The organism is Streptomyces sp. NBC_00285, assembly GCF_036174265.1.
Taxonomy (GTDB): domain Bacteria; phylum Actinomycetota; class Actinomycetes; order Streptomycetales; family Streptomycetaceae; genus Streptomyces.
The window spans coordinates 1,584,748-1,604,379 of record NZ_CP108055.1; the positions used below are offsets into that span (position 1 = coordinate 1,584,748).

Below are 19,632 nucleotides of genomic sequence, written 5' to 3' on the forward strand. Positions count from 1 at the left end.
GATCTTTCTGCAAGGACCCCTAAAAAAGGACGTACCACCATCATGAACGCTTCCACCACAGCCTCCACGACCGCCCTGGCCATCGGGTCGGAGGAGCCTCTCAGCCCCGGCTACGACGCGGCGACCAAGGACGACGCCGAGTTCAACAAGCACTTCCGGCACGGCTTCACCACCATCAACGACGTACAGATGCACTACGTCGTCGGCGGCGACGGCCCGCAGGTCATGGTGCTCCTGCACGGCTGGCCGCAGAGCTGGTACGAGTACCGCCAAATCATGCCCTCACTGCTGCCCGGCCGCACCGTCATCGCCATCGACCTGCCGGGCATGGGCGACTCGACCGGAAACCCGCCCTCCATGACCAAGACGGTCCTGGCCACGTACGTCCACAAGCTGCTCAACCACCTCGGCCACCACGAGAACGTACACGTCGTCGCCCACGACTTCGGCCTCAACGTCGCCTACCCATTGGCCGCCCAGCACCGCGACCAGGTGGCGGGCCTGTTCCTCATGGACGGCGGCCTCGTCGGCAAGAACCTTAAGTTCGCCACCCTCGCATCGGTTTCTTGGCACTTCTCCTTCTTCCTGCAGAATCCGCTCGCCGAGGAACTGGTCACCGGCCGGGTCGAAACCTTCCTCACCCGCTTCCTCCAGAGTGTGAAGACCGCCGGCGAGAACGTCTCCGACGACGAACTCGCCGAGTTCGTCCGGGTGTTCTCCCGTCCCCAGGTCCTGCACGCCGGCTTCGGGCTCTACCGGACCATGACCCAGGACGAGGCCGACAACACCAAACTCCAGGACACCCCGCTGACCATCCCGGTCCATCTGATCACCCAGGCCGCCCTCGCCGACCTGTTCCTGCCGCCCATCCAGGACGCCGCCCCCCACGCCACCTCCGCCGTCGTGCCCGGCGCCGGACACTTCCTCGTCCACGAAGCACCCGACCGCGTCCTGGCCGAGATCAACGCCTTCTACCCCACCTCCGCCCCCTGACCAAAAAGCGCCACACGACCACATGACGTCCAAACCATCCGATGCCAGCACTCGCGCGGTCCCTTGGCGGCGACCTCGAAAGCCGGCACACCGAGGCCAACATAAACGGCGCTTGACGACGTCTCAGCCGGATCACATCTGCCGGCATCCGACAACAAACCGAAGAAATCAGTAACAGGATTCCATCCTGTGCATACGGCTTCGAAGGCCCCGGCTCCTGAGCGTTCCAGGAGCTCAGGACTCCGTGGCGCTTGCCCGCAAGTAGTCCACGCCGCGAGTGCCCGCCGCGTGGCGAAGACCCTTCCGCGGACTCCAGTCAGGCGGGCTCGGCCGTGCGCTCGATCCGGTCGAGGAGTCGGTGGTGTCGGGCTGCGTGGGCGAAGTCGGGCACCACGGAGCCGCCTTCCGTCAGGTCGCGCTGGATCTGGGCGTAGGCGGCGCCGACGTTGTATGCGGGGGTACCGCGCAGCTCTTGGAGCGCGGGGTCGAAGTACCGCTCGGGTACGGTGAGGCGGCTGAGCTCGGCGTCGGATCCGTGCGCTCCGGCGATGCTGAACTCGCCCACCTGGAGGTGTCCGGTGTCGCCGGTGATGACCAGGTCACCGTCCGTTCCGTTGATCTCCCAGTGGAAGTTGGTGCCCCGGGACCGGCCGCCCCGGTAGTGCACGGAGGCCACCGCGCCGGAGGAGAGCACGCCGCCGAACACCACCTGGTCGGCGACGTTCGGCCGGAAGACCCGGCTGGTCTGCGGGTACCTGACTTCTCGGTGGCGAGTGGCTGTGACAGTGGTGACCTTTCCGACATCGCCGAGCACCATGGTCAGTGCGTCCAGGGTGTGCCCGAACGGGATGGTCAGCATGGTGGCGCCGTTGGCGCGGTCCAGTAGGTAGGCACCGTCCTCGGAGAAGACCGCTCCCCAACTCCCGCCGGACGCTACCAGGCTGGTCGAGAGCACCTCGCCGACATATCCGTCGGCGACTAGGTCGCGCAGATAGCGCACAACCGGGGCGGACCGTGCCTGCAGCCCGGTGAAGGTGCGCAGTTTGCGTTCGGCAGCGGCGGTCGCCAACTCCTCGGCCTCCGCGGTGCCGTTGCCCAGCGGCCACTCGGAGAGCACCATCTTCCCTGCGGCCAGGGCGGATTGGATGATCTCCCGATGGTGCGGCACCTTCACGGTGACCACCACCAGGTCGACCCCGTCGGCCGCCGCCAGTTCTCCGGCCGTCCCGAAAGACTGCGCGACTCCGTACTTCTCCGAAGCCTGCCGCGCGGACTCGGCGCTGCTCGCCGAAAGTGCGCGCAGTTCGAAGCCGTCCAGCTGTTGCAGCGCGGGAAGGTGGGCCCGAGAAGCCCAGCCGCGCCTGGCGGAAAGACCGACGATGCCCACGCCAATGGGCGTCTGGTGCGGGGATGACATGGTGAGACTCCTACACAGAGCGACAAACTGTTCGGCAATGACGGGCCACCGCGCCGGCCCCCGTCCCTCCTCACATGAAAATTGCGCGGTTCAGGCGGAGAAGGTATTCCGCGTCCGGTTGCCCGCCGGCCGCGAAGCGTTCCTGGAGCACGGCGAGCCCGAGGTCGCGCCGCTTCGGTGATCGCGCCGCGTCGGCCGCCGCCAGTGCATCCGGCAGCTCCTGACGGGTGAGATCCGTGCAGTAGGCGGGTGTGCCGGGCTGCTGCCGCCACGATTTCGCGAGCGGCCCCGCGTCAAAGGCGTCGAACCCGGTGTCCTCAACGAGTGCCATGGCCAGGTCACGCTCTCGCGCACTGTCGGCCGCGACGGGCAGCGCGATGCGGTCCGCACTTCCCGCCGGCTTGTTCCTGTGCGCGAACGACTCGGCTCCGATCGAGTTCCACGCCTTGACGATGGACCGGCCCAGCTGCTTGGCAGCCCACACGCTCTCGGCCTGGCCGGCCTCGATCGCCGCGATTCCGCTGTCTCGGTGCGGGTAGTAGTTCGACGTGTCGATGACCACCGTGTCAGCCGGCACCTTGGCGATCAGCGGTGCGACCTGCGGATTGCGGGCGAAGGGAATGGAGAGGATCACGGCGTCGACGTCCACTACGGCTTCCGCCGCTGTCACCGCTCGTGCGCCCGAGGCCAGCACGTCCGCCTCGATCGTCTCCGGGCCGCGCGAATTGGCCGCCTTCACCTCGTGCCCGGCCGCGCTCAACCGCCTGGTCAACGTCTTGCCGATGTTCCCGGTGCCGAGAATGCCGATCTTCATGGTGAAACTCCTTGTCCGGAAAGGAACCCCGGTTTCGGTGACCGGGGTTCTTGGCGCTGCGGGCCGGCCGCGGACGCGGTGGTGCGGGTGGGTAATGGCGGCCTTGCCGAAGTGAGCGCCGTTCTGCGTGTTCGTCGTGTGTGTTCGTGGCGTGCCGGCGCTGCCACCCTCGTGTCGTTGCGTGGACGAGAGCGGCGTCGGGTGTCTCAGCGGTGGGCGGCGCGGTTCATCTCGACGACGTCGTCGACGGTGGGGTTGGCCGGGAGGGCGGCGAAGCGTTCCGGGAGGGTGTCGCGGATGGCCGCGTCCTTGGCGCGGTCGGCCGCGGCCAGGGCCGCCGGCAGTTCGTCGAGGGTCAGTTCGGTGCAGTAGGCGGGGCTGTTGGGCTGCTGGCGCCAGGAGTCGGCCAGTGTGCCGGTGTCGTAGGGGTCGAAGCCGGTGTCGTCCACCAGGCTCATGGCCACCTTCCGCGCCTCCTCGCTGTCGCCGGCGACGGGGATGGCGAGGCGGCCGGTCGTTCCGGCCGGGACGCCCTTGGTCCGCTGGGTTTCGGCCAGCGCGGCATTCCACGCCTTGACCACGGGGCGGCCGAGCAGCTCGGCGGTGTACACGCTCTCCACCTGGCCGTTGTCCACCGCCTCGATCGGCTCGCTGAGCATGCCGGGGTAGTAGTTCGCGGTGTCGATGACCACCGTCTCGTCGGGCACCGACGCGAACAGGTCCGCCAGCTGGCCCGCCACCCCGAACGGGATCGACAGGACGATGACGTCCCGGCCCTGGACGGCGTCGGCGAGGTCCGCCACGCGGGCCCCGGACTCCAGCACCTCCGCCCGGACGGCCTCGGGGCCGCGGGCGTCGGCCACCTGAACGTCGTGACCGGCCGTGCTGAGCTTGGCAGCGAGGTTCCCGCCGATGACGCCGGCACCTATGACAGTAATTTTCATGATTTGTTCCTTCAGAGGTTGTGCTGCTCCTGAGGGCAGCGCGATGTGATGGCTGGGTGGGTGTGGTGCCGCCTGGCGTTGCGGGGGCCGGGGCGGGGCGGCTGGCGGTTTACGCCTGGATGTCCTGCTGGGTGTCCTGCTGGCGGTAGCCGCTCGCGATGAGCGTGCGGAGCCGGTCGAGCGACTCCTCCTCGACGCCGGCGCCCTTGATCCAGGCAATGGAACAGGCCGCGAGGAACAGGTCGTTGCCCCGCACCGACGCGCGCACGCGCCCCGCGCGCTGCGCGGCCCGCACGTACTGATCGGTTGCGGAGATGAGGATGCCGCAGGGGATCGTGAGCGGGTTGTCCGGCTCCTGCGCCCGGGCCGCGGCCATGAGCGGGTCCGGCAGCCCGCTGAAGGCGCTGAAGTACTCCTCCATCGCCCGCAGCCACTGCTCCAGCGCCTCGGCCGGGTCGCCGAGCTGCTCGATGTCCGCCTGACGGGCCACCAGCTCCTCGGAACGCGTCTGCAGCACGGCCGCCAGCAGCGCTTCCCGGGTGGGGAAGTGCCGGTACAGGGTGCCGGGCCCGACGCCCGCCTCCTTGGCCACCGCCTCGAGGGAGGTACCGACCCCGTACTGCAGGAAGTGACGCTGCGCGGTCTCCAGAAGGGCCGCACGGTTGCGCTGGACATCCGCGCGGGGCTTGCGGCCCCGCTGTTCACTGACGCTCATGCGCCCTCCTGCCTGCTGTGATCTGGCGGCCGCATCAAAACGGATGCTGCCTCCGTACATGGTCGAGCGTAAAGCGGAGGCGGCATCCGGTCAAACGGGCGGCCCGACCACGGTGCCCGGGACAAGCAGGGGGCCGACATGTTCGGCCGTGGAGAGCGGGCGCAAGCCGTGCGGGCCGCACCATTCCAGGGTGCCCATGTCCGGCCCGTCCCGCGCCCGGCCCGGTACCCGGACCAGGACGTCAGGGGGTGAGCTGTTGGTGTCCGATGACGGAGAGCAGTTCGAGTTTGCTGTGGCTCTCCGTGCCGGGGCGGGTGGTCAGCACCACCAGGGTCTGGGCGCGGTTCTCGGTGTACAGGAGCTGGGCGTCGACGTCGATGCGGCCGAGTTCGGGGTGGAGGAGGGTTTTGCAGTCGCCGTAGCGGGCGACCTCCTGGAGTTCCCACATGCGGACGAACTCGGGGCTGTGTTGCTGGAGTTCGGCGAGGATCTGGGCGGCTCGGGGGGTGTCGCTGCCGGCTGTCAGCGCGGCCCGCAGGCGTGCCGCCTGGGCGCGGCCGTGCTGTTCATGGGTCTCCTCGGGATACACCAGGCGTTCGGTCGGGTCCATGAACCAGCGGTAGTAGCCGCTGCTGGCCAGACCGGTGTGGCGGGTCTGGTCGCCGAGCAGCGCGACGGCCAAGGGGTTCATCGCGAGAGTGTCGACCAGGTCGGTCGTCACCAGGGCCGGTGTGTCGTCCAGGCGGTCCAGGACCCGCAGCAGCGTCGGGTTGACATGCTCGGAGCGGTGGAAGCGAGCCGGGGCGTTGTGCCCGATGAGCACGAAGAGATGGTCGCGCTCATCCGGGGTCAGCCGCAGCGCCCGGGCAAGAGCCGCGGTGATCTGGACGGAGGGCTGTGGAGCACGCTGCTGTTCCAGCCGGGCGTAGTAGTCGGTGGACATGCCGGCGAGCTGCGCGACCTCCTCGCGGCGCAGGCCCTGGGTACGTCTGCGTGGCCCCTCGACCAGCCCGACATCGCGGGGCCGCAGCGCCTCACGCCGATGGCGCAGGAACTCCGCCAGTTCCTTCTTGTTCATGCCGTCCATCCTCGCCGCATCCCGCCCGGCTATCCAGAGACCGCGGATCCATGGCTGAGCCCCGTCGCCCACGCGCGCGAAGCCGCTCGTATCCGGTACTGCCTCCAACGATCAGCTCTTCGTGCCCAAGGGCAGGGCCCCGGCGGCCGCGACGATCACGCTGAACCTCAACGGCACCAGGCTGACGAGGATCGACGTCGTCGGCACCCGCCACCTGGTCCGAGGCGTGGACTACACCGTCAGCGGCAGCACGCTGACGATCGCCGCCGCGACACTCGGCCGGCTGACCGCGTCACAGGAGCACGGCACGAATGCCGTCCTGTCCCTTCGCTTCACGGACGGAACTCCCTGGGCCGTCAACGTCATCACCTACGAAAAGCCGGTGCTGACGAGCGCGACGGGTACGACCGCCTCGCTGGCGATCCCCACCGCGTTCAACGGCGACAAGCTGGCGACCATGGAAGCCGTCTACGCCGACGGCAGCCCCGCAGGTCCGCAGTCCTGGACGACGTACAAGCAGTTCAACGTGGCTTTCACACCGGACTACACCGCGGGCACGATCACCTTGCCGACCGCGTTCTTCGGCGATGTCACCGACGGCGCCGCCGTGACCCTCACCTTCTACTTCTGGAGCGGGACACGACTGACGTACACACTGACCAGGTCCGGCACCGCGGTCACCGGCACCTCCGCCTGAAACCGGGCCCATCGGGAAGTCGCGAGGCTGCGAGACCTTCGGTACTGGCTGGTGACGGGCGCTTCGCTGTACGTGCCCGGCGGTGTGACGGCCGATCTCCGGGGATCGGCCGTCAGTCCGTTCACCTCCGGCCCGGCAAGGGCCCGGTGGTGCGGGACCACGTGCCCGGGCAGGCCCTGTGGCACGTGGACGGTTCACTGCCGCGTGAGCGGTAGTCGCAAGACCCCGCGGTCGTGTCCGACGATCAGGTCCGGGCCTGCGGTGGCCAGACAGGTGACCGCCACATCCACGGCGATGTGCTGCACCGTGCCGCTCTCCGGTTCCCATACCCGCAGGCGGCGCCCGCTGCCGGTGACCAGGACGGAGCGCCCGTCGGGCAGTGTGGTGGCGGCCATGACCGGAAGTCCTGCGGTGCCTGTCGAGGAGGGCAGGCCGTCCCCGACCGGGTCACCGATCGCGGGGTCCCACAACATGACCTTGCCGCGGTCGTCTCCGGTGGCCAGCACGGTTCCGGTCTGAGTGGGCACAGCCGCCACGGCTGCCGCCCGGTGATCGGCATCGTCGAGCGCGCGTCCTCTCACCTGCACGGCCGCGCCCGGTTCCCAGGGGTCGTCGACGGCCGGATCCCACATGTGAACGCGGCCCGCGGTGTCCGCGGCCGCGATCAGCGTATGGCCGGCGGAGATCGGGATGGCGGCGATCGACCGGATCGGACTCCCATACGGGTTGAGGCGCCCGACGGCCTCACCGGTGTCCGGATTCCACAGCCGGACCGCGCCTCGGGGGGTGGCGGTGACGAGCAGGGTCCCACCGCCGGGGACGGTCGCGGCACACATCCCGGTCACCCCGCCGGGCCAGTTGCCGGCCGGTTCGCGAACCGGTCGCCCGGTGACGGGGTCCCACACGGCGATCGTCCCGGTGTCGCCGCCGCTTGCCAGGAGGGTGCGGCCGTCGGGGAGGAGCAGGGTCGTCATCGAGCGGATACGGTCAGGATGTCCTGGCAGCGGTCCATGGACGAGTCGGCCGTCGGCCGCATCCCACAGGCACACCACGCCCCCGGGACCGGCACCGGCACCGGCCATGAGCGTTGGCTGACCGGGGCGGGACACCACCGCCAGTGAGTCGACACCCCCGATGGCACCGGGCGCGGAATCGGAGAACACCGATATACGGCCCCAGCGTGTGCCGTCGGCCGCAAGCAGAGCGTTCCCCTCCCGCAGGAACCGGGTCGCTGCTTCGCCGGATCCACCCGACGCCGCTGACTCTCCCGTGACAGCCGTGACAGCCGACCAGCCGGAGTCCGTCCACGCTTCCGTCAGCTGGTTCCGGGGGCGCGCACCGTCCGGATTCTCCGCCAGACCGTCAGCAATCGTCCATGTCCGCCCACAGTCCCAGCAGCGGAAGTATCCGGTGAGCGACATCAGTTGGCGGGCCCATTCCCTGCCGGCCCGTTGCGGAGCGCCCTTGACCGCGACCAGTCCGGCGACCAGGCACAGAACGGCCTGCCCCGGTGTTTCCGGGGGTACGCCCGCCCTCGCGACTTCGCGTGCCACCCGCAGGAACGGCTCCCACCCCTCCCCCACCGTCTCCGGCTCCAAAGCCGCGGCGACCTCACCCCAGGGATGCTCTCCTTGGCGGACAGGTGTGGGATCAGGCAGCTCTGGAGCCTCGACAGGCGGACGCACCGGGTTCACGAAGAACTCGGGGATCTCGGTATCGCTTCCGCACCCGGGGCACACCAGCGGAAGCTCACCTTCCTCTTCCTGGCTGTCGGGAAGCCGCTGCAGCGCTGGGGCGATGTGGTGACCGGCGAAGGCCACACAGGACAGCGCGAGGTGGGCGTACAACTGCGCGGGTGTGCCGGCGGCAAGGAGGCTTCGGGTGGCCGCCCGCTCGGCCAGACGCAGTGCGGCGCTGAACCCCGCCTCGAGGTCGGCCGGGACGGGTGGCCGGTAATCCGCGGTCAGGATGTAGCCCATGTCCACCCAGAAATCCACGGTCTGTCCCGAAGGCAGGGCCGCTGCCGCCTCGACGAGATGTGGCAGGGCCGCATAGGCCCCGTCGGAGACGTCTCCGCCGTCCATCAGGCCGCCGGTCAGGTGCGTCCAGGTCCGCCTCCATTCATCACCGGTCCCGGTGTCAGCCGTGGACGCCATCTGCTCCAGGAGTGCTCTCACCTCGTCGGCTGTCACACCCTGAAGGTCACGCCAACGGGGGTCGTGCAGGGGCAGCTTCGGAATCATGGAGTGCGTCTCGCAATCGTCGGGGACAGTGAGGGGGCCTGCTGCTCCCAGCGATCCGGCCGGCGCCCGCGTCGAGATGCCGTGGCCTGGCACACGAGGTGCCGTGCGGCGCGGCAGGGTGTCGTAACGTCGCCGCGGATCAGCTCGGCATCTGATCGGCGACGGTTGCTGGCGCGCGGCACGATCCGCTCCAGGAGTGGCAGGACAGTGTCCCAGCCGTCGAGGGCCACGACCTGTGCGGAAAGCCTGCAGGCGTGGGACGGCTCGGGCAGTTCCACGAGGCGGCCAGTGCGCGGGCCAGTGTCAGACGGTACGGATCGCCGCGCAGGACCCCTTCGTCTTCAACGACGTCGCGGAATACACCATCACGACTATCACCCCGGGCGAGTGCACCCGGACTTGAGTCCTGCTGAGAACGAACCGCTGACGTTCACCAGCTCCTTCGCCTGTCCCCGCGCACCGTTTTCAGGGAGGCTGAACGTTGAACTCAGCGCCCGGGGCGACTGAGTGAAGACAGGCCCCACAGCTCGGCGATGCGCCCGTCCCGCACCCGGAAGATCTCCATCATCGAGGGGAGAGCCTGTTCCCCAACTCCCCCCGGGATGCCATGCAGGCTCGTGCGGACTGCGGCTCTATCTGCATCGACGAGGATGTCCTCGACGACGACCTGCATGTTTGGGAACGTGGCGTGGAGCCCCCTCCACGCCTGCACAATGCTGTCGACGCCAACGGTTCCCAACGGATGGCTCACGAAGTCGGCCGAGAAGATCGCCTCTGCCACGGCGAGGTCACGGGCATTGAACGCCTCATACATGCGCTCCGCGAGGGCTCGTACGTCGTCTGTCATCTCACGCTTCCTGTCCAGGACACGGGCGTGGCTCAGCTTATGAGGAGAGCGGAGCGGGCCTGCGCGGATGCCGACTCCGGCGAAGACAGCGAAGAGCCTCGGTCTCGACCTACTCCGACTCGCACAGGACATACGCACCACCACGCGCACCACCACGCGCACCGAGATCATCCCGCACGAGCGATCAGAAACCCACGGCCGGCTGCGCTGACCGCGACAGGTCCCGGGCAGGGGCCGATCGGCCCCTGCCCGGGACCTGCGGCCCCTGCACCACGGACTCGATCGACACCAGTCTGGAATCGGATCGTGCGATCCCTATTCAGGAGGTGGCGACCATGCCCCGAACCGTCACTGTGGGCCTCGACGGCTCATCCGAGAGCCGTGCCGCCGCCGAATGGGCGGCCAGGGAGGCCAGGCTGCGCGGCCTGCCGCTGAAGCTCGTCAACGTCGCGGAGCCGGTTCCCACGCCGATGGCGCAGGCCCCGCTCCTGGGCGCCGAGCCCCAGCAGCACGGGACCGGGCGAAGCGAGACGGGTGCACCTCCGGCCGCGGGCTGGGGGTGGATCTGCCGTGAGTCCGCAGAGGGACTGCGGCTGCGGCACCCCGGTGTCGAGATCACCGCGGAGCAGGTCTCCGGCCGGCCCGGCGAGGTCCTGGCGCACCTGGCCGAGGACGCCGCGCTGCTCGTCCTGGGCTCGCGCGGGATGAGCGGGGTCGGCGGGTTCCTGGTGGGCTCGGTCGGCCTCGCCGTCGTGGCGCACGCCGAGCGGCCCGTGGTCCTCGTACGGGCCGGTGAACAGGCCGCCGACGAGCACCTGATGGACCCGGCGGGCATCCCGTCCGCCGCGGCCCCCTACCGGCCCGTGGTCCTGGGCCTGGACACCGACGACCCGGACCCCTCGCTCGTCGAGTTCGCCTTCGACGCGGCCGGCCGCCGCGCCACCTCACTGCGGGTCGTCCACGGCTGGAACCCGCCTCCCTACTACGCCTACGGCCTCTCCTCCGACCTCGAACTCCACACCGAGCTGTCCCGGCAGCAGGCCACCGCCCTGACCGACCTCCTGCGCCCGTGGCGGCAGAAGTTCCCCGCCGTCGAGGTGGTCGAGGAGTCCCGGTACGGAACGGCCGCCATTCACCTGGTCGACGCCTCGCGTGAGGCCTCCCTGGTCGTCGTCGGCCGCCGTATCCGCCGCAGCCCGCTCGGCGCCCGCGTCGGCCCGGTCACGCACGCCGTACTGCACCACTCCACCGCCCCCGTCGCCGTCGTCCCGCACGGCTGACCTGTCCCGAGGAGGAGAGAATCCATGAAGGCAGCAGTCGTACGAGCCTTCGGCGAGCCCCTGGTCATCGAGGAGCGCCCCGATCCCGAGCCCGGCGCCGGACAGGTCCGTATCCGGGTCGAGGCCTGCGGGCTGTGCCACACCGACATCCACGCCGCCCGCGGAGACTGGCCGGTCAGGCCGAACCCGCCGTTCGTCCCCGGCCACGAGGGCGTCGGCCTCGTCGAGGCCCTCGGCGACGGCGTCACGCACCTCGCACCGGGGCAGCGCGTCGCCGTGCCCTGGCTGGGCAGGACGTGCGGGCGTTGCGAGTACTGCCTGTCCGGCCGGGAGACGCTGTGCGAGCAGCAGATCAACACCGGATACGGGTGCGACGGCGGGTACGCGGAGAAGATGCTGGCCTGGGCCGACTTCGCCCAGCCGGTGCCCGACGGCATCAGCGCCCTGGAGGCCGCGCCGCTGACCTGCGCCGGCGTCACCACGTACAAGGCGCTCAAGGTCGCCGACGTCAAGCCGACCCAGCTGGTGGCCATCTCCGGTGTCGGAGGACTGGGCCACCTGGCGGTGCAGTACGCGAAGATCGCCGGGGCGACCGTCGCCGCGATCGACGTCACCGACGAGAAGCTCGAACTCGCCGCGGAACTCGGCGCCGACCTCGTCATCGACGCCCGCAAGCAGGACCCGGCAGAGGTGCTGCGACGGTACGGCGGTGCGCATGCCGCCGTCGCGCTCGCGGTGAACGAGGCGGCGTTCTCGGCGGCGTACGCCGGGCTGCGGCGCGGCGGGAAGCTCGTGATGGTGGCCCTGCCGGCGCACGGCACGATCCAGGTCCCGATCTTCGACACCGTGCTGAACGGCACCTCGGTGATCGGCTCCATCGTGGGCACCCGGCAGGACCTGGCCGAGGTCTTCCAGCTCCACTCGGCAGGCCGCACCAGGGTCATCTACGAGACACGGCCGCTCGCCGGCGTCAACGAGTCCATCGACGAGGTGCTGCGCGGCGACATCAAGGCGCGGATCGTCTTCGACATGGCTGCGGGAAGGTGACGGCGATGGAGCTCCCCCTGGTCGTGGGCGTCGACGGTTCCGAGCCGAGTCTGCGCGCCGTGGACTGGGCGGCCGACGAGGCCGCCCTGCGCGGGGTGCCATTGAGGCTGGTGTACGCCTCGCTGTGGGAACGCTACGAGGGTGCCGCCCTCGCCACGGGTCTTGGCAGGTCCTCGGAGCAGGTGCTGGCCGACACCATCGTCGAGGCCGCCGCGAAGCGTGCGCACCGCCGCGAGGCGGACGTGAAGATCTCCACCGAGGTACTGCCCGAAGAGCCGGTGCCCGCTCTGCTGCGCGAGGGCCAAATCGCTTCCGCACTGGTCCTGGGCTCGCGCGGCCGCGGCGGCATCGCCGAGCTGCTGCTCGGCTCGGTCAGCCTCGCGGTGGCCGCCCGCGCCGACTGCCCGGTGATCGTGCTGCGCGGCAGCCACGACAACCGGGCGACGTCCGCGACGCGCGGGCGCGTCGTGTTGGGGGTCGGCGAGGAGCCGGAGAACTCGGCGGCCGTACGCTTCGCCTTCCAGGAGGCGGCGCAGCGCCGGGTGCCCCTGGAGGCCGTACGCGCCTGGCGGTGCCCCGGGTACGAGACCACCGACCATCCTCTGATGGCCGGCGAACCCGCCCGGCTGCACGAGGAGCGGGCCGTTCAGACCCTGGACGCGGCGCTGCGGGATGCCCCGGAGGGTGTGGAACTGCACCGGCGTACCGCCGAAGGCCCCGCACGCACGGTGCTGCTCGACGCCTCGGCCGACGCCGGCCTGCTCGTTGTCGGCGCCCAGCGGCGCCACGGCCACTTCGGGCTCCAGCTCGGCCGGGTCGCCCACACGGTCCTGCACCACTGCGCCTGCCCGGTGGCCGTCGTACCCCAACGGGCATGACCGGCTCAGAGCGCCACCGTGTGCGCGACCCGCGGGTTCACGTGCGCCGGGACGCGTTCGAACGTGGCGCCCCTCGAACACCACGACGAGCGGGCGCCCTCGGTTCCCGCCCCTTCCGGAAGCCCGACTCGCCTCGATGAGTTACGGAGTCACCATGCCCAAGGTCGAAAACCGGAACAGCACCGTGCTGACCGACGAGGAACTACGCACCCTGGACGCCCACTGGCGGGCCGCCAACTACCTTGCCGTCGGCCAGATCTACCTGCTGGCCAACCCACTGCTCACCGCACCCCTCACCGCCGCCCACATCAAGCCGCGGCTGCTCGGCCACTGGGGCACCTCCCCCGGCCTCAACCTCGTGTACACGCACCTCAACCGCGTGATCAGGACTCGCGGTCTCGACGCGCTGTGCGTGTGGGGGCCGGGTCACGGCGGCCCGGCGATGCTCGCGAACTCCTGGCTGGAGGGCAGCTACAGCGAGACCTACCCGGACGTCTCGCGGGACGCGGCGGGTATGGACCGGCTCTTCCGGCAGTTCTCGTTCCCCGGCGGAGTACCCAGCCATGTCGCGCCGGAGACACCCGGCTCGATCCACGAGGGCGGCGAGCTCGGCTACTCACTCGCGCACGCCTACGGTGCCGCCTTCGACAACCCGGACCTGCTGGTCGCCTGTGTGATCGGCGACGGTGAGGCGGAGACCGGGCCGCTCGCCGCGTCCTGGCACTCCAACAAGTTCCTCGACCCGGTACACGACGGCGCCGTCCTGCCGATCCTGCACCTCAACGGCTACAAGATCGCCAACCCGACCGTGCTGTCCAGGCTCCCGGAGTCCGAACTCGACGAGCTGCTGCGCGGCTACGGCCACGAGCCGATCCACGTCACCAGCGACGACCCGCACCAGGTCCACCGTGCCATGGCCGACGCCTTCGACCAGGCGCTGGACCGCATCGCCCTGATGCAGCGCACGGCCCGCGAGGACGGCGTGACCGAGCGCGCGCACTGGCCCATGATCGTGCTGCGCACGCCGAAGGGCTGGACGGGCCCCGCCGAGGTCGACGGAGTCCCGGTCGAGGGCACCTGGCGCGCCCACCAGGTCCCGCTGTCCGGCGTACGCGAGAACCCGGAGCACCTGCGGCAGTTGGAGACCTGGCTGCGCTCGTACCGTCCCGAGGAGCTCTTCGACACCGAGGGGCGGCCCACCGCCGACGTCCTCGCCTGTGTCCCCGAGGGGACCCGCCGGCTGGGTGCCACCCCGCACGCCAACGGCGGTCTGCTCGTACGTGACCTGCCGATGCCGTCCCTCGACCGCTTCGCCGTCCCCGTCGACAAGCCGGGCGCCACCCTGCACGAGCCCACCCGGGTCCTCGGCGACCTCCTCGAACAGGTCATGCGGGACACATCGGCACGGCGCGACTTCCGCCTGGTGGGCCCGGACGAGACCGCGTCCAACCGGCTCGGCGCCGTCCTCAACGCCAGCGGCAAAGCCTGGCAGGCCCAGACCCTCCAGGTGGACGAGCACCTGGACCGGCACGGCCGGGTCATGGAGATCCTCTCCGAACACCTCTGCCAGGGCTGGCTGGAGGGCTATCTCCTCACCGGCCGGCACGGACTGTTCTCCTGCTACGAGGCGTTCGTCCACATCGTCGACTCGATGGTCAACCAGCACATCAAGTGGCTGAAGACGTCGAGGGAGTTGGCGTGGCGGGCACCCATTGCCTCCCTCAACTACCTTCTGACGTCGCATGTCTGGCGTCAGGACCACAACGGCTTCTCGCACCAGGACCCCGGGTTCATCGACCATGTCCTCAGCAAGAGCCCCGGGGTCGTCCGGGTCTATCTGCCGCCGGACGCCAACACCCTGCTGTCCGTGGCGGATCACGTCCTGCGCAGCCGCGACTACGTCAACGTGATCGTGGCGGGCAAGCAGCCCTGTTTCGACTGGCTGTCCATGGACGAGGCCCGCGCCCACTGCGCCCGCGGTGCCGGGATCTGGGACTGGGCCGGCAGCGAGAACAGCACGCGGGAACCGGATGTCGTCCTCGCCTGCGCGGGCGACGTACCCACCCTGGAGATCCTGGCCGCCTCCGGTCTGCTCCGCCGCCATCTGCCGGAACTCGCCGTCCGGGTAGTCAACGTCGTCGACCTGGCCCGGCTGCTGCCGCGCGAGGAACACCCGCACGGAATGGGCGACTTCGAGTACGACGGCCTGTTCACCACCGACAAGCCGGTGATCTTCGCCTACCACGGCTACCCCTGGCTGATCCACCGCCTCGCCTACCGCCGCACCGGCCACGCCAACCTCCACGTCCGCGGCTACAAGGAGATGGGCACCACGACCACACCGTTCGACATGGTCGTCCGCAACGACATGGACCGCTACCGGCTCGTCACGGACGTCATCGACCGCGTCCCGGGACTCGCGGTCCGCGCCGCCGCCGTACGGCAGGAGATGGCCGACGCCCGCACCCGCCACCACGCCTGGATCCGCGAGCACGGCACCGACCTGCCCGAGGTCACCGACTGGACCTGGACGGCCTGAACACCCCTACCGCGCGAAGGAGTTCAACGCCATGACCGTACGGGTCGGCATCAACGGCTTCGGCCGCGTCGGCCACACCTACCTCCGCGCGGCCCTCGACCGGGCGGAGGCGGGCACCCAGTACGTCGTGGTGGTCGCCGTCAACGACATCGCTCCGCCCGCCACCCTGGCCCTCCCCCAGACTCCGTCCGGGGGGACCCCCAGCTGGAGTACGACTCGACGTTCGGCCGGATCGGACGCGAGGTCACCCACGACGACAGTTCGATCACCGTCGACGGCCATCGCATCGCCGTCACCGCCGAACGCGACCCGGCCGCCCTCCAGTGGGGCGACTGCGGCGCCGACATCGTCATCGAGTCCACCGGGCACTTCCGTGATCGCGACTCGGCCGCACTGCACCTGAAGAGCGGCGCCCACACGGTGCTGCTCTCCGCGCCCGGCAAGGACGCGGACGCCACCATCGTGATGGGCGTCAACGACGGCACGTACGACCGTCACAGTGACCGGATCGTGTCGGCGGCCTCCTGCACCACCAACTGCGCCGCTCCCATGGTCAAGGTCCTCCACGAGACCTTCGGCATCGACCGCGGCATGATGACCACCCTCCACGGCTGCACCAACGACCAGTCCCTCCTGGACTGCCCGCACAGGGACCCGCGCCGGGCCCGCTCCGCGGCGCTCGGCATCATCCCGACCAGCACGGGAGCCGCCCGCGCAGTCGGCCTGGTGCTGCCGGAACTGGCGGGTGCGCTGGACGGCATCGCGGTCCGCGTGCCCCTCGAGGACGGCTCGCGCACGGACCTCGCGGTGGTGCTGCGGCGCGAGACGACGGTGGACGAGGTCAACACGGCCTTCGCCGAGGCCGCTCAGGGCCCGTTGAACGGCATCCTCCGCGTGTCGAAGGCGCCCATCGTCTCCCGCGACGTCATCGGCGACCCCGCTTCCTGCGTCTTCGACCCGGCGCTGACGCAGGCGCACGGCCATCTGGTCAAGGTCTTCGGCTGGTACGACAACGAGTGGGGCTACGCAAACCGGCTCCTGGACCTCACGGCGCTGGTGGCCGACGACTGAGGACGCCGACCCGTACACCGGCGTCACCGTCACCCCGCCCGCGCCCGCGCCCGGCCCGCACCCCGTGACGTCTGCCGGGTGCCGGCCTGGGCCGTTGCCGTGCGGGGCCGGGCTCCAGGGCCGATCGGCCCCCAAAGCACCCCCGGACAGCCCATGCGGTCACCGCCCGATCCGCTGGATGCTCGAAGTGCCAGAAGGCTTTGGAGGAGACCCGCGATGACGTATGACACGCTCAGCCGACCCACGGTCCATGCCCTGCTCTCGGACGGCACCACCGTGTGCATACGTCCTGTGCGGCCGGGCGATCACGAGCAGTTGCAGGGGCTCTACGAGGAGATGTCCGCGGAGAGTCTGCGGCTGCGGTTCTTCGCGGCGAGCCGGCGTTCCGCAGCGATGGCCACCGACCGGGCGTGTGCGCCGCCGCGCCCCGGCTACCGGGCGCTGATGGCCGAGTCGCAGGGGCAGGTGATCGGCCTGGCCGAGTACGAGGTCGGCGGCGAAGCGGCCACGGCCGAGATCTCCGTCGCGGTGGCCGACGGACTGCACCACCGGGGCGTCGGCACACTCCTGATCGAGCATCTGGTCTCCGCCGCCCGTGCGGACGGCATCACCACGTTCACGGCGGACGCGCTCTCGGAGAACCACGAAGTCCTTCGGCTCTTCGCCGACCTGGGCCTGCGCACCGCACGCCGTTTCGAGGGTCCGGAGGTGCGCTGCGTCATCGCACTGAACGAGAACGACGCCGAGGACGACCAGGGCTATCTCTCTGCCGTCGAGGCCCGCGGCCGGGCCGCCGACGTGGCCAGCCTGGAGCCGCTGCTGCGGCCGACCGCGATCGCCGTGGTAGGCGCCGGGCGCAGGCCGGGATCGGTGGGGCGGGCCCTCCTGCACCATCTGCACGAGGGCGGCTTCACCCGACGGCTCTTCGCGGTGAACCCCTGTGCCACCTCGATCCTCGGCGTGCCGTCCCACCCCTCGGTCAGCGCGCTGCCCAGGGTCCCGGATCTCGCGGTCCTCGCGGTGCCCGCGGCAGCCCTCCCCGCCACCGCGGAGGAGTGCGGCAAGGCCGGAGTACGAGCACTGCTCGTCGTCTCGGCCGGCCTCGACAGCCGGCAGGCGGAAGCGCTCATGGCCGCCTGCCGCACATACGGCATGCGGCTCGTCGGCCCCAACTCCCTCGGCATCACCAACACCGACCCGGCACTCTCCCTCGACGCCACCTTCGCGGCGGACCATCCGCGCCCCGGCACGGCGGGCGTCGCCGTGCAGTCCGGCGGCGTCGGCATCGCCCTGCTCGACGGGCTGTCCCGGCTCGGCATCGGTGTCTCGTCCTTCGCTTCGCTCGGCGACAAGTACGACGTCAGCGGCAACGACATGCTCCAGTGGTGGGAGAGCGACGGCCGCACCGACCTCGCCCTGTTGCACCTGGAGTCCTTCGGCAACCCGCGTGCGTTCTCCCGTACCGCACGGCGTGTGACCCGCCGCATGCCCGTGCTGACGGTCGACGCGGGCCGCACCGCCGCCGGCCGTCGCGCCGCCGCCTCGCACACCGCGGCCGCCGCGACCCCGACCATGACCCGGCAGGCGCTGTTCACCCAGGCCGGGATCACCGCCACCCGCTCTGTGGGTGAACTCCTCGAAACCGCGGCGCTGTTGCACTCCCAGCCGCTGCCGGCCGGGACCCGCGTCGCGATCGTCACCAATGCGGGCGGCGCGGGTGTCCTGGCCGCGGACGCCTGCGCGGAAGCGGGACTGTCGCTTCCGCCGCTCACACCCTCGGTGGTCGAAAGCCTGTCTGCCGTACTGCCCGACGGTGCGACCGCGGGCAACCCCGTCGACGTCACCGCCGCCGTCACGGAGGAGCAGCTCGGGGACTGCGTGGACCGGATCATGCGGCACCCGGGGATCGACGCCGTCCTGCTTGCCCTCGTCCCCACGGCCGTCGCGGCCGCGACCGGCAACGACCTCGTGCGGGCCCTCACCAGCGGCCCCGCACACCGCGCCCTTCCGGTCGCCGTCGTACGCCTGGAGCAGGACCTGCCCGTCAGGCTGCTGCCGGCCACGGAGGGCGGCGCGATTCCCTCGTACGCCGAACCCGGTGCGGCAGCACGTGCGCTGGCCCACGCCGCTCACCGCGCGGCCTGGTTGAGCCGGGCGGCGGGCACGATCCCGGAGCTCGCGGGGGTCGACACGGCCCGGGCCCGCGCGGTCGCCGAGACGTACCTCGCCGCCCACCCGGACGGCGGCTGGCTCGATCCGCGTACCTGCGCCGAACTCCTCGGCTGCTACGGCATTCCCCAGCTCCCGTGGTCCTGGGCGCAGACGGAGGACGACGCCGTCGTCGCGGCCGAACGGCTGCGGGGCCCCGACGGAAGAGTCGTCATGAAGGCCCACTGGCCCGGCCAGTTGCACAAGAGCGAACAGCATGCCGTGCACCTCGACCTCGAAGGTGAAGCCCAAGTGCGCGCCGCCTTCAGGGACTTCGAGACACGGTTCGCCGGACTGCTGACCGGGGTGATCGTCCAGCCACTGGCGGCACGCGGCACCGAACTGTTCGCGGGAGTCGTACAGGACGAGGTCTTCGGCCCGCTCGTGCTGTTCGGGCTCGGCGGCACCGCGACCGAGGTCCTGGCCGACCAGGCCGCCCGCCTCGCCCCGCTGACCGACCACGACGTACACGACCTGATCACCGCACCGCGCTGCGCACCGCTCCTGTTCGGGGCACACGGCAGCGGACCCGTCGACCTCCAGGGTCTGGAGCAACTGCTGCTGCGCCTGTCCCGCATGGCGGGCGACCTGCCGCAGCTCGCCGAGGCCGACTTCAACCCCGTCCTCGCGACGCCCGGTTCGGTCACCGTGCTCGACGGGCGAGTCCGCCTGCTGCCGCGCAGGGCTCAGGACCCTTATCTACGCCGACTGCGCTGAGGAGGAACGGACATGAGGCACAACAAGGTCGGCACCGTGATGACCACCGAGGTCGTCCTGGTCATCACGGTGATCTCCGAAACCGACCTGATGGTCCGGCAGGAAGACTCTGAACCGCACAACCTGTGAGAGGAGGCGGACCGC

Annotated in this window: 14 protein-coding genes and 1 pseudogene; 8 read left to right on the top strand and 7 right to left on the bottom strand. The window is 70.5% G+C overall.

Features of this window, described 5'->3' with window-relative positions; translation table 11 throughout:
* Nucleotides 1-42 precede the first annotated feature (42 nt).
* Entirely contained in the window at nucleotides 43-993 is a 951-nt protein-coding gene (locus OHT57_RS07260; protein ID WP_328745218.1) for an alpha/beta fold hydrolase, read from the top strand.
* A gap of 316 nt (nucleotides 994-1,309) precedes the next feature.
* Here OHT57_RS07260 and OHT57_RS07265 read toward each other — a convergent pair whose 3' ends face one another.
* From OHT57_RS07265 to OHT57_RS07285, 5 genes are all read right to left on the bottom strand, one after another.
* Nucleotides 1,310-2,410: a Gfo/Idh/MocA family protein gene (locus OHT57_RS07265; protein ID WP_328745219.1), complete on the bottom strand. Its 1,101-nt coding sequence runs from the start codon at nucleotides 2,408-2,410 to the stop codon at nucleotides 1,310-1,312.
* A 70-nt stretch (nucleotides 2,411-2,480) separates the two neighbouring features.
* Nucleotides 2,481-3,224: an NADPH-dependent F420 reductase gene (locus OHT57_RS07270; protein WP_328745220.1), complete on the bottom strand. Its 744-nt coding sequence runs from the start codon at nucleotides 3,222-3,224 to the stop codon at nucleotides 2,481-2,483.
* A 206-nt stretch (nucleotides 3,225-3,430) separates the two neighbouring features.
* Nucleotides 3,431-4,168 (bottom strand): NADPH-dependent F420 reductase, encoded by a 738-nt coding sequence (locus OHT57_RS07275; RefSeq protein ID WP_328745222.1) that lies wholly within the window; start codon nucleotides 4,166-4,168, stop codon nucleotides 3,431-3,433.
* A gap of 109 nt (nucleotides 4,169-4,277) precedes the next feature.
* Nucleotides 4,278-4,883 carry a TetR/AcrR family transcriptional regulator gene (locus tag OHT57_RS07280; protein ID WP_328745223.1) on the bottom strand — a complete coding sequence of 202 codons (606 nt, stop codon included), beginning with the start codon at nucleotides 4,881-4,883 and terminating at the stop codon, nucleotides 4,278-4,280.
* A gap of 241 nt (nucleotides 4,884-5,124) precedes the next feature.
* Complete coding sequence (locus tag OHT57_RS07285; protein WP_328745224.1) at nucleotides 5,125-5,961, bottom strand: helix-turn-helix transcriptional regulator; 837 nt, start codon at nucleotides 5,959-5,961, stop codon at nucleotides 5,125-5,127.
* A gap of 121 nt (nucleotides 5,962-6,082) precedes the next feature.
* On the opposite strand from OHT57_RS07285, the gene OHT57_RS07290 reads away from it, so the two are divergent.
* Entirely contained in the window at nucleotides 6,083-6,658 is a 576-nt protein-coding gene (locus OHT57_RS07290; RefSeq protein WP_328745225.1) for a X2-like carbohydrate binding domain-containing protein, read from the top strand.
* Nucleotides 6,659-6,852: 194 nt separating this feature from the next.
* On the opposite strand, the gene OHT57_RS07295 is transcribed toward OHT57_RS07290, so the two are convergent.
* A complete protein-coding gene (locus OHT57_RS07295; protein WP_328745226.1) occupies nucleotides 6,853-8,850 on the bottom strand; it encodes a WD40 repeat domain-containing protein in 1,998 nt (665 codons plus the stop codon).
* Between the two features lie 538 nt (nucleotides 8,851-9,388).
* A complete protein-coding gene (locus OHT57_RS07300) occupies nucleotides 9,389-9,748 on the bottom strand; it encodes an ester cyclase (RefSeq protein WP_328745227.1) in 360 nt (119 codons plus the stop codon).
* A gap of 335 nt (nucleotides 9,749-10,083) precedes the next feature.
* On the opposite strand from OHT57_RS07300, the gene OHT57_RS07305 reads away from it, so the two are divergent.
* From OHT57_RS07305 to OHT57_RS07330, 6 genes and pseudogenes are all read left to right on the top strand, one after another.
* Nucleotides 10,084-11,028: a universal stress protein gene (locus OHT57_RS07305; protein ID WP_328745228.1), complete on the top strand. Its 945-nt coding sequence runs from the start codon at nucleotides 10,084-10,086 to the stop codon at nucleotides 11,026-11,028.
* Nucleotides 11,029-11,052: 24 nt separating this feature from the next.
* Nucleotides 11,053-12,075: an alcohol dehydrogenase AdhP gene (adhP, locus tag OHT57_RS07310; RefSeq protein WP_328745229.1), complete on the top strand. Its 1,023-nt coding sequence runs from the start codon at nucleotides 11,053-11,055 to the stop codon at nucleotides 12,073-12,075.
* A gap of 5 nt (nucleotides 12,076-12,080) precedes the next feature.
* Nucleotides 12,081-12,953, top strand: coding sequence for a universal stress protein (locus OHT57_RS07315; protein WP_328745230.1), 873 nt, complete (start codon nucleotides 12,081-12,083; stop codon nucleotides 12,951-12,953).
* A gap of 154 nt (nucleotides 12,954-13,107) precedes the next feature.
* Nucleotides 13,108-15,492: a phosphoketolase family protein gene (locus tag OHT57_RS07320; RefSeq protein ID WP_328745231.1), complete on the top strand. Its 2,385-nt coding sequence runs from the start codon at nucleotides 13,108-13,110 to the stop codon at nucleotides 15,490-15,492.
* A 31-nt stretch (nucleotides 15,493-15,523) separates the two neighbouring features.
* Nucleotides 15,524-16,563: pseudogene (gene gap, locus OHT57_RS07325) on the top strand (type I glyceraldehyde-3-phosphate dehydrogenase).
* Nucleotides 16,564-16,779: 216 nt separating this feature from the next.
* Entirely contained in the window at nucleotides 16,780-19,488 is a 2,709-nt protein-coding gene (locus OHT57_RS07330) for a bifunctional acetate--CoA ligase family protein/GNAT family N-acetyltransferase (RefSeq protein ID WP_328745232.1), read from the top strand.
* Nucleotides 19,489-19,632: the final 144 nt, after the last annotated feature.

Excerpts from the sequence above, each read along its gene's own strand:
- OHT57_RS07300 (WP_328745227.1), bottom strand. The coding sequence starts at position 9,748 with ATGACAGACGACGTACGAGCCCTCGCGGAGCGCATGTATGAGGCGTTC.
- OHT57_RS07270 (WP_328745220.1), bottom strand. The coding sequence starts at position 3,224 with ATGAAGATCGGCATTCTCGGCACCGGGAACATCGGCAAGACGTTGACC.
- OHT57_RS07330 (WP_328745232.1), top strand. The coding sequence starts at position 16,780 with ATGACGTATGACACGCTCAGCCGACCCACGGTCCATGCCCTGCTCTCG.
- OHT57_RS07320 (WP_328745231.1), top strand. The coding sequence starts at position 13,108 with ATGCCCAAGGTCGAAAACCGGAACAGCACCGTGCTGACCGACGAGGAA.
- adhP (WP_328745229.1), top strand. The coding sequence starts at position 11,053 with ATGAAGGCAGCAGTCGTACGAGCCTTCGGCGAGCCCCTGGTCATCGAG.
- OHT57_RS07305 (WP_328745228.1), top strand. The coding sequence starts at position 10,084 with ATGCCCCGAACCGTCACTGTGGGCCTCGACGGCTCATCCGAGAGCCGT.
- OHT57_RS07260 (WP_328745218.1), top strand. The coding sequence starts at position 43 with ATGAACGCTTCCACCACAGCCTCCACGACCGCCCTGGCCATCGGGTCG.
- OHT57_RS07275 (WP_328745222.1), bottom strand. The coding sequence starts at position 4,168 with ATGAAAATTACTGTCATAGGTGCCGGCGTCATCGGCGGGAACCTCGCT.
- OHT57_RS07280 (WP_328745223.1), bottom strand. The coding sequence starts at position 4,883 with ATGAGCGTCAGTGAACAGCGGGGCCGCAAGCCCCGCGCGGATGTCCAG.
- OHT57_RS07285 (WP_328745224.1), bottom strand. The coding sequence starts at position 5,961 with ATGAACAAGAAGGAACTGGCGGAGTTCCTGCGCCATCGGCGTGAGGCG.
- OHT57_RS07315 (WP_328745230.1), top strand. The coding sequence starts at position 12,081 with ATGGAGCTCCCCCTGGTCGTGGGCGTCGACGGTTCCGAGCCGAGTCTG.
- OHT57_RS07265 (WP_328745219.1), bottom strand. The coding sequence starts at position 2,410 with ATGTCATCCCCGCACCAGACGCCCATTGGCGTGGGCATCGTCGGTCTT.